The 16,580-nt window shown below is 55.0% G+C and carries 14 protein-coding genes; 9 read left to right on the top strand and 5 right to left on the bottom strand.

Annotated features, from left to right (window positions below):
• Positions 1–16: 16 nt before the first annotated feature.
• On the bottom strand, positions 17–460 hold the full coding sequence (locus tag ABDW13_RS16255; RefSeq protein WP_343553589.1) for a DUF2569 domain-containing protein: 444 nt from the start codon (positions 458–460) through the stop codon (positions 17–19).
• 110 nt (positions 461–570) lie between these two features.
• On the bottom strand, positions 571–786 hold the full coding sequence (gene ydgT, locus ABDW13_RS16250) for a transcription modulator YdgT (RefSeq protein ID WP_036622212.1): 216 nt from the start codon (positions 784–786) through the stop codon (positions 571–573).
• 674 nt (positions 787–1,460) lie between these two features.
• On the opposite strand from ydgT, the gene ytfQ reads away from it, so the two are divergent.
• From ytfQ to yjfF, 4 genes are read left to right on the top strand one after another with little or no spacing between them, the layout of a single operon-like run.
• A complete protein-coding gene (gene ytfQ, locus ABDW13_RS16245; protein ID WP_100699935.1) occupies positions 1,461–2,417 on the top strand; it encodes a galactofuranose ABC transporter, galactofuranose-binding protein YtfQ in 957 nt (318 codons plus the stop codon).
• 56 nt (positions 2,418–2,473) lie between these two features.
• A complete protein-coding gene (locus ABDW13_RS16240) occupies positions 2,474–3,994 on the top strand; it encodes a sugar ABC transporter ATP-binding protein (protein WP_343553588.1) in 1,521 nt (506 codons plus the stop codon).
• Positions 3,987–5,003, top strand: coding sequence for a galactofuranose ABC transporter, ATP-binding protein YtfT (gene ytfT / locus ABDW13_RS16235; protein ID WP_343553587.1), 1,017 nt, complete (start codon positions 3,987–3,989; stop codon positions 5,001–5,003). Before ABDW13_RS16240 ends, ytfT begins: the two co-directional genes overlap by 8 nt.
• A complete protein-coding gene (gene yjfF / locus ABDW13_RS16230; RefSeq protein ID WP_343553586.1) occupies positions 5,000–5,986 on the top strand; it encodes a galactofuranose ABC transporter, permease protein YjfF in 987 nt (328 codons plus the stop codon). The genes ytfT and yjfF overlap by 4 nt, the downstream gene beginning before the upstream one ends.
• 164 nt (positions 5,987–6,150) lie before the next feature.
• Here the strand turns inward: yjfF and araA are convergent, their stop codons facing one another.
• Positions 6,151–7,641, bottom strand: a complete 1,491-nt coding sequence (araA, locus tag ABDW13_RS16225; protein WP_343553585.1) for an L-arabinose isomerase — start codon at positions 7,639–7,641, stop codon at positions 6,151–6,153.
• Positions 7,642–7,652: 11 nt separating this feature from the next.
• A complete protein-coding gene (locus tag ABDW13_RS16220) occupies positions 7,653–9,338 on the bottom strand; it encodes a ribulokinase (protein WP_343553584.1) in 1,686 nt (561 codons plus the stop codon).
• Positions 9,339–9,703: 365 nt separating this feature from the next.
• Between ABDW13_RS16220 and ABDW13_RS16215 the strand changes: the two genes are divergently transcribed.
• The 5 genes from ABDW13_RS16215 to ABDW13_RS16195 all read left to right on the top strand — a co-directional run bounded on the left by ABDW13_RS16215 (position 9,704) and on the right by ABDW13_RS16195 (position 15,434).
• Positions 9,704–10,687, top strand: coding sequence for an arabinose ABC transporter substrate-binding protein (locus ABDW13_RS16215; protein WP_061720153.1), 984 nt, complete (start codon positions 9,704–9,706; stop codon positions 10,685–10,687).
• Between the two features lie 122 nt (positions 10,688–10,809).
• The gene (gene araG / locus ABDW13_RS16210) at positions 10,810–12,330 is read left to right on the top strand and encodes an L-arabinose ABC transporter ATP-binding protein AraG (protein WP_343553583.1); all 1,521 of its coding nucleotides are present in this window, start codon (positions 10,810–10,812) and stop codon (positions 12,328–12,330) included.
• A gap of 17 nt (positions 12,331–12,347) precedes the next feature.
• Complete coding sequence (gene araH, locus ABDW13_RS16205; protein WP_343553582.1) at positions 12,348–13,334, top strand: L-arabinose ABC transporter permease AraH; 987 nt, start codon at positions 12,348–12,350, stop codon at positions 13,332–13,334.
• A 64-nt stretch (positions 13,335–13,398) separates the two neighbouring features.
• Positions 13,399–14,316, top strand: coding sequence for an arabinose operon transcriptional regulator AraC (araC, locus tag ABDW13_RS16200; protein WP_343553581.1), 918 nt, complete (start codon positions 13,399–13,401; stop codon positions 14,314–14,316).
• 77 nt (positions 14,317–14,393) lie between these two features.
• The gene (locus ABDW13_RS16195) at positions 14,394–15,434 is read left to right on the top strand and encodes an oxidoreductase (RefSeq protein ID WP_343553580.1); all 1,041 of its coding nucleotides are present in this window, start codon (positions 14,394–14,396) and stop codon (positions 15,432–15,434) included.
• Positions 15,435–15,498: 64 nt separating this feature from the next.
• Here ABDW13_RS16195 and add read toward each other — a convergent pair whose 3' ends face one another.
• Positions 15,499–16,497, bottom strand: coding sequence for an adenosine deaminase (gene add, locus ABDW13_RS16190; protein ID WP_343553579.1), 999 nt, complete (start codon positions 16,495–16,497; stop codon positions 15,499–15,501).
• Between the last annotated feature and the right edge of the window lie 83 nt (positions 16,498–16,580).

The following is a 16,580-nucleotide window of genomic DNA, read 5'->3' as shown; positions in this document are numbered from 1 at the left end:
GACGAAACTCGCGTCACTATGGCTGGATAAACGTCTGTTTCACGCGCTGCGAGCGCTTTAAATAGGGCACAAACACCGCCGCAGCCAACAACGACAGCAGCAAGGTCTGAATCGCTTTGCCATCTGCCACCGGCGTGAAGGCGAAGGTTTTCAATGCCAGCAGGATGGTCATCAACAACCACAAAATGTAATGGCGCGGTAAGCGACGCGAACGTTTACAGAAAATCCAGCACACCCAAATGCTGTACAGCCATACAACCGATGCGGTCAGCAACGAGATGGACCATTGCGTTAACAGCATGCCGCCATGAGAGAACAGCGTGGCACGCAATTCAGTATCAAACAGCGGGCTTAAATACATCGCCACCACCAACGCGCTGGTCAGCATTGTCATGATCAGCCACGCCAGTGGCAGCAGCAGCCAGCCAGCAATACGCGGCGGGTTCACCTGTTCGGTCATGTTAAGAATCCTGTTTCAAAGCAAGAGGGCGATGCAGAGCGTATCATGTCCAAACGGGGCACGCCCGATATGGACAACGCAGAAGCGCAGATGATGAGAGGGGAAATCAATTAGATCACGTAGCGCCATACGGTTTTTGGCACACGACCCAGGTCGTATAAACGTCCGCCGGAAACCAATTCGGCACGGCGATGGTCGGCAGCGCGATACATATTGATAATCTCATTATCATCAGTCAGCGAATAATTAAGATGGTCGTAGAGTTTTTCCAGACTATCGAGATTATTCACTTTGCGGAATTTCATCAGGTAATCTAACGCAGTCATGATTGCCATTTAAAAATAGAGTACTCGGAAGTGCCCAAGTATAGGGAGCAAGAAGCCAGAGTCCATACACGGCAGTTAAAAAAACGCAAAAATCAGACAACAAGTGCTAATTCGCTCATCAACGGAGATTTTTTCCGCCTTTCATGCATGAAAACGCATCTTTTTGGTGCGTGCTAAGGCAAATTCAGCCCCGGTTTTGTTAGGTGTGTGAGAAAAACTCACACGCTTATTACGCATATTCTTCGCCGCTATTTTTATTCATCTAAACGCTATTTATTGATTAACGCAGCGTGAATTTACGTTAATTATTCCCGCCTGGTAGTCAAATTAGTGAACACAGCATGAAACCCCAGATCGCATTGTGTGCGAACTATCACAAATCCAATAATTGATTGCCTGCTCAAGCAGTAACCATTCTTTACGCATCCGCTGTAATCGTTTCCAGTAGCAGTAAACATAACCGATTCTGTTTATTACATTTATTTAACCTCAATCAACACATTATGCAGGCGATTTGTCCATAACGTGATGGGCATGCATGCCTTGCAGGTTCGCGTAACTCCTTTAAATCACTCTGATTTGTGAACTATGTCGCGCTTGTTTCGTGGCTTTTACGCCAGGCTTAATTCGCGTTTTGTACCCCTACAACACACTCCCTTCAGAGGAATGAAATTATGTGGAAACGTTTACTCTTGACCGCCATGGTGAGTTCAGCGCTCAGTACCTCGGTGCTGGCGGCTGATATGACGGTGGGCTTCTCACAGGTTGGCTCGGAATCTGGCTGGCGTTCAGCGGAAACCAATGTGGCGAAAAGTGAAGCGCAAAAGCGTGGCATCACCCTGAAAATCGCCGATGGTCAGCAGAAACAAGAGAACCAAATCAAAGCCGTACGCTCCTTCATTGCGCAAGGTGTTGATGCCATCTTCATCGCGCCGGTAGTGCAAACGGGTTGGGAGCCGGTACTGGAAGAAGCCAAAGACGCCAAGATCCCGGTGTTCCTGCTTGATCGCGCCATCGTGGTGAAAGACAAATCGCTGTATATGGCGGTGGTCACGGCGGATAACGTGCTGGAAGGCAAGTTGATTGGTGACTGGCTGGTGAAAACCGTCGCCGATAAGAAATGTAACGTAGTCGAACTGCAAGGTACTGTCGGCGCCAGCGTGGCGATTGACCGTAAGAAAGGCTTTGCCGAAGCCATCGCCGGACACAACAACATCAAAGTGATCCGTTCGCAGTCTGGCGACTTTACCCGCAGCAAAGGTAAAGAGGTGATGGAGAGCTTCATCAAAGCGGAGAACAACGGCAAAAATATCTGCATGGTTTACGCGCATAACGATGACATGGCGATCGGTGCGATTCAGGCGATCAAAGAAGCGGGCCTCAAGCCGGGTAAAGATATCCTGACCGGTTCCATTGACGGCGTGCCGGATATTTACAAAGCGATGCTGGCCGGTGAAGCCAACGCCAATGTGGAATTAACGCCAAACATGGCGGGTCCGGCATTTGACGCGCTGGAGAAATTCAAGAAAGACGGCACCATGCCGCCAAAAATCATCAAAACCGAATCGAAACTGTATCTGCCTGATTCCGCACAGGCGCAGCTCGATACTAAAAAAGGCATGGGTTACTGATCCCCGCAACCGCCCTTCGGGGCGGTTTTTCATGACGTAAGGCGAGGTAGAACCTGATGAGCACCTCTGATGAAACCGCACTGCTGACCATCAGTGGCGTCAGCAAAGGCTTTCCCGGCGTAAAAGCGCTGGATAACGTCTCGTTCAGCATCCGCAAGGGCGAGATCATGGCGCTGCTGGGCGAAAACGGCGCGGGAAAATCCACCTTAATTAAAGTCCTAACCGGCGTTTACACCCGTGACGCTGGCACCGTGACGTTGAATGGCAAGGCGATTGCGCCGCATAACACCGCCGATGCGCAGGAAATGGGCATCGGCACGGTGTATCAGGAAGTCAATCTGCTGCCAAATATGTCGGTGGCGGATAACTTGTACATCGGCCGTGAACCGCGACGGTTTGGCATGATCGACCGCAAACGCATGGTACGCGATGCTGATGTGTTAATGCGTAATTATGGCTTCGCACTGGATGTGACGCGTCCATTGGGACATTACTCGGTGGCGATGCAGCAGATCATCGCGATTTGCCGCGCGGTGGATCTCTCGGCGCAGGTTTTGATTCTCGATGAACCAACCGCCAGCCTCGATGCCAATGAAGTAGAAATGCTGTTTACCCTGATGGCGCAGCTCAAGGCCAAAGGGATGAGCCTGATTTTTGTCACCCATTTTCTCGACCAGGTATACCGCATCACCGACCGCATTACCGTATTGCGTAACGGCCAGTTTATCGCCACGCGCGATACCGCTACCTTGCCACAAATTGAATTGATCAAATTGATGTTGGGCCGCGAACTGCTGGAAACGGCATTGAAACGTCAGGGCAGCACGCTGCGCAGTAATCAGCCGATCGTCTCGTTTGAGGATTACGGCAAGAAAGGCACCATCGAACCGTTTAGCCTGCAAGTGCGTCCGGGTGAAGTGGTGGGATTGGCCGGATTGCTGGGATCGGGTCGCACCGAAACTGCGGAAGTGCTGTTTGGCATTCGCCGCGCCGATCGCGGCACCGCCACGATTAAAGGCAGAGTGCAGCATATTCGCACACCCGCTAAAGCCTCGCGTTTGGGCATGGGTTTCTGTCCGGAAGATCGTAAAACCGACGGCATTATTGGCGGCGCCTCAGTGCGTGAAAACATCATCTTGGCTTTGCAGGCGCAGCGCGGCTGGCTGCGACCGATCAAACGGCGTGAACAGCAGATAATTGCCGAACGCTTTATCAAAAGTTTGGGCATTCGCACGCCACACGCTGAGCAACCGGTGGAGCTGCTTTCCGGCGGCAATCAGCAGAAAGTGTTGCTGTCGCGCTGGCTGGTGACTAAACCGCAATTCCTGATCCTCGATGAGCCGACGCGCGGCATTGACGTGGGCGCGCACGCCGAGATCATTCGCTTAATTGAAACCTTGTGCGCCGATGGATTGGCGCTGCTGGTTATCTCCTCTGAACTCGAAGAGCTGGTGGGCTATGCCGATCGCGTGTTGATCATGCGCGATCTGAAACAGGTGGCCGAAATCCCGCTGGAGCAACTGTCGGTGGCGTCGATTGTGAATGCCATCGCCGATGGAGGAGCACAACATGCTTGAATCCCCTATGACACACGACAAACCCGAACGACGTAAACCGAAGTTGCCGCCCGGCATGCCGCAAATTGTGGCGCTGATTTTGGTGCTGCTGGTCGATAGCCTGGTGGCGAATAACTTTTTTGCCATTCACATCCAGGATGGACGCTTGTTCGGCAGCCCGATTGACATCCTCAATCGCGCCGCACCGGTGGCGCTGTTGGCGGTTGGCATGACGCTGGTGATTGCCACCGGCGGCATCGATCTTTCGGTGGGCGCGGTAATGGCGATTGCCGGTGCGACGGCGGCAACCTTGACCGTGGCGGGCCACAGCTTGCCATTCATTATTCTGGTCACGCTGGGAACCGGTTTGGCCTGCGGTTTATGGAATGGCGTGCTGGTGGCGCTGCTGAAAATCCAGCCGTTTGTCGCCACCTTGATTCTGATGGTGGCGGGGCGCGGCGTGGCACAACTGATCACCCAAGGCCAAATTGTCACCTTCAACAGTGACAGCCTGGCGTGGTTCGGTAGCGGTTCGTTGTGGCTGTTGCCGGTGCCGGTGTGGATTACCTTATTGGTGGCGCTGGCGGTCTGGCTGCTAACGCGCAAAACCGCGCTGGGGCTGTTTATCGAAGCGGTCGGCATCAACCTGCGTGCGGCGCGTAATGCCGGCGTCAACGGCTGGCTGGTGGTGATGTCAACCTACGCGATCAGCGGTGTGTGTGCAGCGGTGGCGGGTTTGATCGTGGCAGCGGATATTCGCGGGGCCGATGCCAACAACGCCGGTTTGTGGTTGGAGCTGGATGCGATTCTGGCGGTGGTAATTGGTGGCGCATCGCTGATGGGCGGACGCTTTAATCTGGTGCTGTCGCTGATTGGCGCGCTGATTATTCAATCGATGAACACCGGCATTCTGTTGTCCGGCTTCCAGCCGGAATTGAATCAGGTAGTCAAAGCGGTGGTGGTGATGTGCGTGCTGTTGCTGCAATCGCCGCGCTTTATCGCCATGCTGAAACGGAGACGTCCGAAATGATTAAGCGTCATTTGCCTTTGATGATCACGCTGCTGGTGTTTATCGCCGGTTATCTGTTTTGCCTGAGCCAGTTTCCCGGCTTTGCCTCCACGCGCGTGATTTGCAACATTCTGACCGACAACGCGTTCCTCGGCATTATTGCGGTCGGCATGACCTTTGTGATTTTGTCCGGCGGCATTGATTTGTCCGTCGGCGCGGTGATCGCCTTTAGCGGCGTGTTTTTGGCGCGCGCGATTGGCGATTACCATCTCGATCCGATTCTGGCGTTTGCTATCGTGCTGGCGATGGGCGCGTTGTTCGGCGCCATGATGGGTTGGCTGATCGACGCGCTGAAAATCCCGGCGTTTATCATTACGCTGGCAGGGATGTTCTTCCTGCGCGGCTGTAGCTATCTGGTGTCAGAAAACTCGATTCCTATCGATCACCCGTTGTACACCACGTTGTCGAGCCTGGCATGGAAAATCCCCGGCGGCGGGCGCTTGAGCTTGCTGGCGGTGATTATGCTGGTGGTGGTGATTGGCGGCATTATCCTGGCGCACCGCACGCGTTTTGGTAATCAGGTGTATGCGATTGGCGGCAGTTTGACGTCGGCACAGCTGATGGGCGTTTCGACCCGCGCCACCACCATTAAGATTTACATGTTGTCGACGACATTGGCGACGCTGGCCGGGATTGTGTTCTCGATCTATACCTCGGCGGGTTATGCGCTGGCAGGATTAGGCGTGGAGTTGGATGCGATTGCGTCGGTAGTGATCGGTGGCACGCTGCTGTCGGGCGGCGTCGGCACGGTGTTGGGTACGCTATTCGGCGTGTTGATTCAGGGCTTGATTCAAACCTGGATCAACTTCGACGGCACGCTCAGTTCGTGGTGGACCAAAATCGCTATCGGCATTCTGTTGTTTGCCTTTATCGCACTGCAACGTTTGCTGACCGTGATGTGGGATCGCCAGCAGAATGCGCCGGTTAAACGTATCGCGTCATAATGTCCCTCACCCCAACCCTCTCCCGCAGGCGGGAGAGGGAGCCGATCGGCGCCGTTTAAAAGAACAGTTTAAGTAGAGTTGTAAAGCGGAAACATTTACCGAACGGTTCCTTCTCCCGCGAGCGGGAGAAGGCTAGGATGAGGGGAAATTCGCAGAGGACTCAATCAACGCGCTAAACGGTAATACGCTTCATTCCAACGCAGCGCATCTTTAAACGCCGGCAATTTGGTCTCCTCATCAATCACCAACACTTCAATACCGTTCAACTCGCCGTATAAATACATATCATCCAAATCCAACGCCTGGCTGAACACCGTATGGTGCGCGCCACCGGCCAGAATCCATGCTTCGGAAGCGGTGGCCAGCGAAGGCTGAGCGCGCCACAGTGCACGCGCCACCGGCAGTTTAGGCAACGGCTTCGGCTGTTCGATCGCATCCACCACATTTACCAGTAAACGGAAGCGATCGCCCATGTCGATGACGCTGGCATTGACTGCGCGCCCGGCTGGCGTGGAGAAAATCATGCGTGCCGGATCGGCCTTCGCGCCAATGCCGAGGAACTGCACATCAATCAGCGGCTTCTCTTCTTTGGCGATTGAAGGACACACTTCCAGCATGTGTGAACCCAGCACCAAATCGTTGCCCGGCGAGAAATGATAGGTGTAATCCTCCATAAATGACGTGCCACCGGGACGCGTTCCCGCCTGCACTTTAAGGATGTGCAGCAGCGCCGCGGTTTTCCAGTCGCCTTCACCGGCAAAGCCGTAACCTTGTCCCATCAAGCGCTGTACCGCCAAACCTGGCAACTGCGTCATGCCGTGCAGCGTTTGGAAGTTGGTGGTGAACGCTTTGCAGCCTTCGGCGTCGAGGAAGCGTTTCAAACCCAACTCTATGCGTGCGGCATCCAGCACGTTCTGGCGTTTTTCGCCATTCGCCGCCGCAGCGTCACTAAAGCGATACTGGCTTTCGTATTCGTCGATCAGTGCATTGACGTCGCCATCGCTGATGCTGTTCACCACTTCAACTAAATCGCCCACGCCCCAACCATTCACTGCATAGCCAAACTGGATTTGCGCCGCGACTTTATCGCCTTCAGTGACCGCCACTTCGCGCATGTTGTCGCCGAAGCGCGCCACTTTAAGTTGCTGGCTGGCTTGTTTCGCCAACGCGGCATTGATCCAGCGACCGATACGTTGTTGGCTGGTTTTATCCTGCCAGTGACCGGTCACCACACTGTGCTGCAAACCCATACGCGCGCCGATAAAGCCGAACTCGCGTCCGCCGTGCGCGGTTTGGTTGAGGTTCATAAAGTCCATATCCATGCTGTCCCACGGGATCTCCGCGTTGAATTGGGTATGGAATTGCAGCAACGGTTTATTCAGGATACTCAAACCACCAATCCACATCTTGGCGGGCGAGAAGGTGTGCAGCCAGGTAATAATGCCAACGCATTGATTATCATGATTGGCCTCGCGGCACAGCGCTAACGCTTCGTCCGGTGATTTCACCAGTGGCTTCAGTACCAACGGCACCGGCAATGTGCCAGCCTGATTCAATCCTTCCATCACCTGGCGAGCGTGCTGCTCCACCTGACGCAACGTTTCCGCTCCGTAAAGATGCTGAGTCCCGATAACAAACCACACGTGCTGTTGCATAAACTTCTCCTTTACTTAGCGGATGTGGTGCGCGCGGCATATTGCGGTTCCGCTGCCTGGCACCAGTTTTGATAACGTTGATAAAGTTGCTGATATACCGCAACGCGATCGGCGTTGGGTTGCAGCGTGACATCAATCGGGCTGGCCATAACCTGCTGCGCCGCAGGCACATCGGCATAAACCTTGGCGGCAACCGCGGCAAATATCGCCGCTCCCAGCGCACAACATTCGTCAGAGGCGACGATATCCAGCGGGCGGTTCATCACATCGCAGCACGCCTGCATGATGGCGGGAGATTTACGTGCGATGCCGCCGAGCGTCAGGATGCTTTGCACCGGAATCTGTTGCTGTTCGAAGCACTCCATAATCGCGCGTGCGCCGAAGGCGGTGGCGGCGATCAGACCGCCAAACAGTGCCGGCGCATCGGTACCGAGATTGAGATCGGTGATCACGCCTTTTAAGCGCTGATTGGCGTGCGGCGTGCGGCGACCGTTAAACCAGTCCAACACCACCGGCAGGTGATCGAGTTGCGGATTGGCGGCCCAGGCTTCGGTGAGGTGACGAATCAGATCTTTTTGTAGTTTTTCGAGCTGAGGCTGGAGTTCTGGATGGTGCTGCGCGGCCTGTTGTAGCGGCCAACCGAGTAAGCGGCTGAACCAGGCATAAATGTCGCCGAACGCCGATTGACCGGCCTCGCAACCAATCGCACCCGGTACCACGCTGCCGTCGACCTGGCCGCAAATACCGGCAATCGCCCGGTCGCCAACGGTTTCGCTATCGGCGATCAGGATGTCGCAGGTCGAGGTGCCGATCACTTTAACCAACGTGTAAGGTTGCGCACCGGCACCGACCGCGCCCATGTGGCAATCAAAAGCCCCGCCGGAGAGGATCACCTGCTCGGAAAGTCCCAGGCGCTGTGCCCAGGCTTTGCTTAAGGTGCCCACCGGCACATCGGCGGTCCAGGTCTCCTTGAACAACGGCACATCAAGCTGTTCGACTAACAGCGGATCCAGCGCATGCAAGAATTCAGCGGGCGGTAAGCCGTTCCATTCCGGATGCCACAGCGATTTGTGTCCCGCGGCGCAGCGTCCACGCCGCAATTGCGCTGGTGCGGTAGTGCCGCTGAGTAGCGCGGGCACCCAATCACACAGTTCCACCCAAGACACTGCCGCTTCACGCACCGCAGCATCGGCGCGCGAAACGTGCAATATCTTGGCCCAGAACCACTCCGACGAATACACACCGCCGATATAGCGGGTGTAATCGTTGAAACGACCACTACGGCACAACTGATTGATCTCTTCGGCTTCTTCAATCGCGGTGTGATCTTTCCACAGCACGAACATCGCATTGGGGTTGCTGGCGAACTCCGGTCGCAATGCCAGCACATTGCCGTCGCGATCAATCGGTGCTGGCGTGGAGCCGGTAGAGTCCACACCAATGCCCACTACGGCAGCGCGTTGCTGCGGCGTTAAGGCGTTGACCACGCTGACAATCGCTTGCTCCAGCGCATCGATATAGTCCTGCGGATGATGACGAAAGCGGTTGGCGTGCGCGTCGCAAAACTCCCCGTTGGCCCAGCGCGCATAATTCACTACTGCTTTTTCCAGCTCTTTACCACTGTGGCACTCGACGGCCAGAGCACGCACCGAGTCACTGCCAAAATCCAGCCCAATTGTTATGGCGCCCGCACTCATCGGGATTCTCCTGTGTGAGTTATCTGATTCCATCCTGGAATGGGGCGGCCAAAGCGGTTAGTCATCGTCGGCTGAGAATATGCACTTTTCTGTCATCGACGTGGATGTGTGATCGGCAGCAAAAGTTAACGACTGGTTAAATTCGCTGAATATATGGACGTTTTTGTCATCGTTTTGGGATGTGATACCGCTCTACATTTTTCTGCGCTTTTCCCGCTACAACTAGCCCAGCGTTTGCACAGCCCTTGTACAACCTTTGAGCTAACGCGCTGATTTTGTGAAGTGTCCGATTACGAATTTTGAATGGTAGCGTTTACACCGATTCGTTAATTACAGCTAAAAACACCATTGTGCCGGAGAGCATCATGCATAAATTCACTAAAACGCTGGCGGCGGTAGGTCTTGCTGCGGTTATGTCACAATCCGCTATCGCCGAGACCATGAAACTCGGTTTTCTCGTCAAACAACCGGAAGAACCCTGGTTCCAAACCGAGTGGAAATTCGCCGATAAAGCCGGCAAGGATTTGGGCTTTGAAGTGATCAAAATCGCCGTGCCCGATGGTGAGAAAACCCTTAACGCCATTGATAGTCTTGCCGCAAGCGGTGCCAAAGGCTTCGTCATCTGTACGCCCGATCCCAAACTGGGTTCAGCGATTGTGGCCAAAGCACGTGGCTACGGCTTGAAAGTGATCGCCGTGGACGATCAGTTCGTCACCGCCAAAGGTAAGCCAATGGACACCGTGCCGTTGGTGATGATGGCGGCGACCAAAATCGGTGAACGTCAGGGCCAGGAACTCTACAAAGAGATGCAGAAACGCGGTTGGGATGTGAAAGAAACCGGCGTGATGGCGATCACCGCTAATGAACTCGATACCGCACGTCGTCGCACCAGCGGTTCGATGGACGCGCTGAAAGCGGCGGGCTTCCCGGAGAAGCAAATCTACCAAGTGCCCACCAAATCCAACGATATTCCGGGCGCGTTTGACGCCGGTAACTCGCTGCTGGTGCAACATCCGGAAGTTAAACACTGGCTGATTCTCGGCATGAATGACAACACCGTGCTTGGCGGCGTGCGCGCCACTGAAGGGCAAGGCTTTAAAGCGCCAGACGTGATTGGTATCGGCATCAACGGCGTGGATGCGGTGAGTGAACTGTCGAAAGGTTCTGCTACCGGTTTCTACGGTTCGCTGCTGCCAAGCCCGGACGTGCATGGCTATAAAAGCAGCCAGATGCTTTACAACTGGGTGACCAAAGATCAAGAGCCGCCGAAGTTCACCGAAGTGACCGATGTGGTGCTGATTACCCGCGATAACTTCAAAGCCGAGTTGGATAAGAAAGGGCTGAAGTAATACGCCGCATCCAATTTGAATCATGCACCTTCCGTAGCGGCGCGATTTATCGCGCGGGGTTTAACAACGCGCAATAAATTGCGCCGCTACGAGTTGGTGAGGCTATAAACTCAGGAGTCTCCATGAACACTGATCCAGCTTTTCTGTCGTTTCATGGCATCAGCAAAACCTTTCCTGGCGTGAAAGCGTTGCAGGACATCTCATTCTCATGCCGCGCAGGCGAAGTACATGCCTTGATGGGCGAAAACGGCGCCGGTAAATCGACGCTGTTGAAAATCCTCAGCGGCAGTTATCAGCCGAGCGCTGGCGAGATCCGCATTAAAGGCCAGGCCAAAAGCTTCAACAATACCGTTGATGCGCTGGATGCCGGCGTGGCGATCATTTATCAGGAACTGCATTTGGTGCCGGAAATGAGCGTGGCGGAGAACATCTATCTCGGCCAGTTACCGCATAAACGCGGGTTAGTTAATCGCAAATTGCTGCGCTATGAAGCCGGTTTACAGCTAAAAAATCTCGGCATGGATATCGATCCCGACATGCCGCTGAAGTACCTGTCGCTCGGTCAATGGCAAATGGTGGAGATCGCCAAAGCGCTGGCGCGCAACGCCCGCATCATCGCATTCGATGAGCCCACCAGTTCGCTGTCGGCGCGTGAAATTGAACACCTGTTCCGCGTGATTCGCCAGCTGCGCGCGCAAGGCCGCACGGTGCTGTACGTCTCGCATCGAATGGAAGAGATTTTCGCCCTCAGCGATGCGATTACGGTGTTTAAAGATGGTCGCTACGTGCGCACCTTCACTGACATGAAGAACACTCATCACGACGATTTGGTGCAGGCGATGGTTGGCCGCAACCTGGGCGACATCTACGGTTATGCGCCGCGCGATCTTGGCCCGGTGCGCTTGCAGCTCGACAAGGTGGAAGCGAAGGGCGTGCGCATGCCGATTTCGTTGACGGTGCGCGCCGGAGAGATTGTCGGCCTGTTTGGTCTCGTCGGTGCCGGGCGCAGCGAACTGATGAAAGGGCTGTTTGGTGCCACTAAGTTACGAGCAGGCAGCGTGACGCTGGATGGCAAAAAGCTCAACATCCGCCAGCCAATCGATGCCATTCGCGCTGGCATCATGTTGTGCCCGGAAGACCGGAAATCCGAAGGCATCATTCCGGTGCACTCGGTGCGCGACAACATCAACATCAGCGCGCGTCGCCACAATCTCACCGCCGGATGCCTGATTAAACCGGGTTGGGAGGCGAAAAACGCCGACATCCACATTCGTTCACTCAATATCAAAACACCCGGACCGCAGCAGCTGATCATGAACCTTTCCGGTGGCAATCAGCAGAAAGCGATTCTCGGACGCTGGCTGTCGGAAGAGATGCACGTGATTTTGCTGGATGAACCCACGCGCGGCATTGATGTGGGCGCGAAGCACGAAATCTACAACCTGATTTACGCGCTGGCGAAAAAGGGCATCGCGGTGCTGTTCGCCTCCAGCGATCTGCCCGAAGTGATGGGCCTGGCCGATCGCATTTTGGTGATGCGTGAAGGCGAAATCGCTGGCGAGCTGACACATGACACGGCCACAGAGCAGCTGACGCTGAGCCTGGCGATGCCGAAAACTACTCAAGCGGCCGCCGTGGCCTGATGTAAAGGAGAGCAACAATGGCTTCATCTACCACTTCCAATACGCCGCCTGTGCAGCGCAATGGGCTGCAATTAGGACGCATTTGGGACAACTTCGGCATGCTGGTGGTGTTCGCGCTGCTGTTTATCGTCTGTGCCATCTTCGTGCCGAACTTTGGTTCGATTATCAATATGAAAGGGCTTGGGCTGGCGATGTCGATGTCCGGCATGGTGGCGTGCGGCATGCTGTTCTGCTTGGCTTCCGGCGATTTCGACTTGTCGGTGGCGTCGGTTATCGCCTGCGCGGGCGTGGTCACCGCGGTGGTGATCAACATGACTGAAAGCCTGTGGATTGGCGTCGCCGCCGGTTTAGTGCTCGGCATGGTAACCGGCTTTATCAATGGCTTTGTTATCGCCCGCCTGAAAATCAACGCGTTAATCACCACGCTCGCCACCATGCAGATTGTGCGCGGACTGGCGTATATCTTCTCCGATGGTAAAGCGGTTGGCATTGAAGATGAGCGCTTCTTCACGCTGGGTTACGCCAACTGGCTCGGCGTGCCGGCGCCGATTTGGCTAACTATCGCCACCATGGTGCTGTTTGGTTTCCTGCTGAACAAAACCACGTTTGGCCGCAACACGCTGGCGATTGGCGGTAACGAAGAAGCCGCGCGGCTGGCCGGTGTGCCAGTGGTACGCACCCGCATCATCATCTTTATTTTGTCCGGTTTGGTCTCAGCGGCAGCGGGGATTATCTTGGCTTCGCGCATGACCAGCGGCCAGCCGATGACCTCGTTGGGTTACGAGTTGATCGTGATTTCCGCTTGCGTGTTGGGCGGCGTGTCGCTGAAAGGCGGCATCGGCAAAATTTCGTATGTAGTCGCAGGTGTGTTGATTCTCGGCACGGTTGAGAATGCGATGAATTTATTGAATATCTCGCCATTCTCACAGTATGTGGTGCGCGGTTTGATACTGTTAGCGGCGGTGATTTTTGACCGCTACAAACAGAAAAATAAAGCCGCCTAATTATCTACCGTAAGCGGGTCCGTGCTGGCCCGCTGAACGTATTGCACGCGAAAGTGAGGGCACTATGTACCATCGCGAACCGCCAAATGAGCAGCAGAATCCGTTATTGCCTGGTTATCCGTTTAACGCCTGGCTGGTGGCGGGACTGACGCCAATTAACGCCCATGATGCGCTGGATTTCTTTGTCGATCGCCCGCACGGCATGAAAGGCTACATCCTCAATCTGACCATCAAAGGCCAGGGAAGGGTATTTGATGGCGAATCGGCGTTTGATTGCGAACCCGGCGATCTGCTGCTGTTTCAACCGAAAACCCCGCACTATTATGGCCGCGCGCCCGATAGCCCATGCTGGTTTCATCGCTGGGTCTATTTCCGTCCGCGTGCTTACTGGACCGATTGGTTGCAGTGGCAGGATGAACGGCAGGGCGTTGGGCGTTTGCGTTTGTCCGAAACCCAGCGCGGCGAGTTTGATCGCCTGTTTGCCAGCATTGAACAAACCCACAATTCCGGTCGCCGCTTTGCCGAAGAGTTGGCGATGAATTTACTTGAGCGCCTGCTGCTACGCGCAGTAGAGGAAGATCCGCGCAGTCATCAGCAAATTCGCGATCCGCGGGTGATCGAAGCCTGTCAGTACATCACCAACCATCTTGCGGGCGAGGTGAAAATTGAAGAGGTGGCGCGCCACGTGTGTTTATCGCCATCGCGCTTAGCGCATCTGTTCCGCGAGCAAATGGGCATCAATTTACTGCGCTGGCGCGAGGATCAACGGGTGATCCGCGCCAAGCTATTGCTGCAAACCACGCAAGAACCCATCGCCTCGGTCGGCCGCGAAGTGGGCTATGACGACCAGCTCTATTTCTCACGCGTGTTCCGGAAACGCGTCGGCGTCAGCCCCAGCGACTTCCGCCGTCGCAGCCAGGATGCGCAGGATGCTTTAGTGGCGCACGAAAGCTGGCAATCCGCACGGAGTGCTATTTCCTGAGTTTTCAGGTGATTCCGCCTTGTTCTTATAGACTGATTCGTCTTAAATCAGTCTGGTAACGAACAAGAGGAATGAGAATGAGCGATAAATTACGTGTCGGCCTGATTGGCTACGGTTTTGCCAGCAAAACCTTTCATGCACCCTTGATCGCCGGCACGCCGGATGTTGAGCTGGCGGCGATCTCAAGTAGCGATGCCAGCAAAGTGCATGCGGACTGGCCTTCAGTGCAGGTGGTTTCGGATCCACAAGCGCTGCTGGATGACCCGACACTGCAACTGATTGTTATTCCTACCCCGAATGACACCCACTTCCCGCTGGCGAAAGCGGCGCTGAATGCCGGTAAACATGTGGTGGTCGATAAGCCGTTCACCGTGACGTTGTCACAAGCGCGTGAGTTGGATGCGTTGGCGAAAAGCAAAGGTTTGATGCTTTCGGTGTTCCATAACCGTCGCTGGGACAGCGATTTCCTTACTCTAAAAAGCTTACTGAACGACGGTACGTTGGGTGAAGTGCGCTATTTCGAATCCCACTTTGACCGTTTCCGCCCGGAAGTGCGTCAGCGCTGGCGTGAAATGAAAGGCGCGGGCAGCGGCATTTGGTTTGATCTCGGCCCGCACGTGCTGGATCAGGCTTTGCAGCTTTTTGGCACGCCAGTGGCGATCAATGTTGATATGGCTGAACTGCGTCCAGGCGCGCAAACCACCGACTATTTTCATGCGGTGTTGACCTATCCAACCCGTCGCGTGGTGTTGCACGCCAGCATGTTGGTAGCGGCAGAATCGGCACGCTATATCGTGCACGGCACGCGTGGCAGCTACGTTAAATACGGTCTCGATCCGCAGGAAGATCGCCTGAAAGCTGGCGAACGTCCACCGCAGGAAGATTGGGGCTATGACATGCGCAACGGCACGCTGACGCTGGCGGAAGGCGATGTGATGGTGGAGAAAGAACTGCTGACGCTACCGGGTAATTATCCGGCGTACTATGCGGCGATTCGTGATGCGATTGCTGGAACCGGCGCTAATCCAGTTGAAGCCGAAGAGGCGATTCAGGTGATGGAGTTGATCGAGTTGGGCTTGCAGTCCGCCGAGAAGCGCCAAACCATGTCACTGAAGTAATCACATAGAGGTCGCCAAAAATGGCGACCCTACGTTAAACGGTACGCAAATGCGTACCGTTTTTTTAGGCAGCTACTCGCGCACGCAGCGCGGCTTTTTCCGCATCGCTCAGGAACGCGATGGTGACGCCGTTATCCTGCGCCTGACGCATCTGTTCCTGGCTCAATCCAGCAAGCGGTGCCGCCACTTCATATTCATGCGCCAATTCCACGCCCTGAACCGCCGGATCGTCAGTGTTGATGGTGGCGAGAATGCCGTGTTGCAGGAACGCTTGCAGCGGATGGCTGGCGAGCGATGAAACCGTGCTGGTCTGAATGTTAGAGGTCAGGCAGGATTCAATACCAATGCGCTGTTCAGCGAGGAAATCCATCAGCGCGCGATCTTCAATCGCCTTAACGCCGTGACCAATACGTTCTGCACCCAACTCGCGAATCGCCTGCCAGATGCTTTCCGGGCCTGCGGCTTCACCAGCATGCACGGTAATGCGGAAACCGGCGTCACGCGCGCGATTGAAGTGGCTGAGGAATTCACTGCCCGGAAAACCGAGTTCATCGCCGGCCAAATCGACCGCCGTGATGCCATCGCGATGGGCGAGCAATCCTTCCAGTTCACGCAAACAGGCTTCTTCACCAAAGGTACGGCTCATAATCCCGGTCAAGCGCACGTCAACGCCGTATTGCTGAATACCGGCGTGCACGCCATCAATCACCGCTTCAACTACACCGGCTATCGGCAATTTATGTGTCATCGCCATATAGCCTGGCGAGAAGCGCAGTTCGGCATAATGAATGCCCGCCCGCGCCGCATCTTCGACGTTTTCCAGCGCAATACGACGACAGGCATCCAAATCGCCCAGTACTTTCACGCCCCAATCGAGTTTTTGCAGGAAGCTCACCAGATCGGGTTCATTGGCGGTGACTTGCACATGCGGACGTAAGTCTTCGAGCGAATGAGCGGGCAGCGCGAGGTTGAACTGGCGACCTAAATCAAGAATGGTTTGTGCGCGGATGTTGCCATCAAGGTGGCGGTGAATGTCGGTAAGGGGGAGTTTAGGATCAATCATGTCGCACTCGCTTAAGTTTCGTAAAGTGCAGAGGATTATAAAAACATCTTGCGCAACTGCGCCAGTTATTTGCGCAAACGCGA

The organism is Pantoea sp. (genome assembly GCF_039594315.1).
GTDB lineage: Bacteria > Pseudomonadota > Gammaproteobacteria > Enterobacterales > Enterobacteriaceae > Pantoea.
Note: the sequence above shows the minus strand (reverse complement) of the source record. Positions and strands in the feature narration are given on the sequence as shown.

What these genes read in the sequence shown, in the direction of transcription:
- ABDW13_RS16255 (WP_343553589.1), bottom strand. Translation starts at nt 460, where the DNA reads ATGACCGAACAGGTGAACCCGCCGCGTATTGCTGGCTGGCTGCTGCTG.
- ydgT (WP_036622212.1), bottom strand. Translation starts at nt 786, where the DNA reads ATGACTGCGTTAGATTACCTGATGAAATTCCGCAAAGTGAATAATCTC.
- ytfQ (WP_100699935.1), top strand. Translation starts at nt 1,461, where the DNA reads ATGTGGAAACGTTTACTCTTGACCGCCATGGTGAGTTCAGCGCTCAGT.
- ABDW13_RS16240 (WP_343553588.1), top strand. Translation starts at nt 2,474, where the DNA reads ATGAGCACCTCTGATGAAACCGCACTGCTGACCATCAGTGGCGTCAGC.
- ytfT (WP_343553587.1), top strand. Translation starts at nt 3,987, where the DNA reads ATGCTTGAATCCCCTATGACACACGACAAACCCGAACGACGTAAACCG.
- yjfF (WP_343553586.1), top strand. Translation starts at nt 5,000, where the DNA reads ATGATTAAGCGTCATTTGCCTTTGATGATCACGCTGCTGGTGTTTATC.
- araA (WP_343553585.1), bottom strand. Translation starts at nt 7,641, where the DNA reads ATGCAACAGCACGTGTGGTTTGTTATCGGGACTCAGCATCTTTACGGA.
- ABDW13_RS16220 (WP_343553584.1), bottom strand. Translation starts at nt 9,338, where the DNA reads ATGAGTGCGGGCGCCATAACAATTGGGCTGGATTTTGGCAGTGACTCG.
- ABDW13_RS16215 (WP_061720153.1), top strand. Translation starts at nt 9,704, where the DNA reads ATGCATAAATTCACTAAAACGCTGGCGGCGGTAGGTCTTGCTGCGGTT.
- araG (WP_343553583.1), top strand. Translation starts at nt 10,810, where the DNA reads ATGAACACTGATCCAGCTTTTCTGTCGTTTCATGGCATCAGCAAAACC.
- araH (WP_343553582.1), top strand. Translation starts at nt 12,348, where the DNA reads ATGGCTTCATCTACCACTTCCAATACGCCGCCTGTGCAGCGCAATGGG.
- araC (WP_343553581.1), top strand. Translation starts at nt 13,399, where the DNA reads ATGTACCATCGCGAACCGCCAAATGAGCAGCAGAATCCGTTATTGCCT.
- ABDW13_RS16195 (WP_343553580.1), top strand. Translation starts at nt 14,394, where the DNA reads ATGAGCGATAAATTACGTGTCGGCCTGATTGGCTACGGTTTTGCCAGC.
- add (WP_343553579.1), bottom strand. Translation starts at nt 16,497, where the DNA reads ATGATTGATCCTAAACTCCCCCTTACCGACATTCACCGCCACCTTGAT.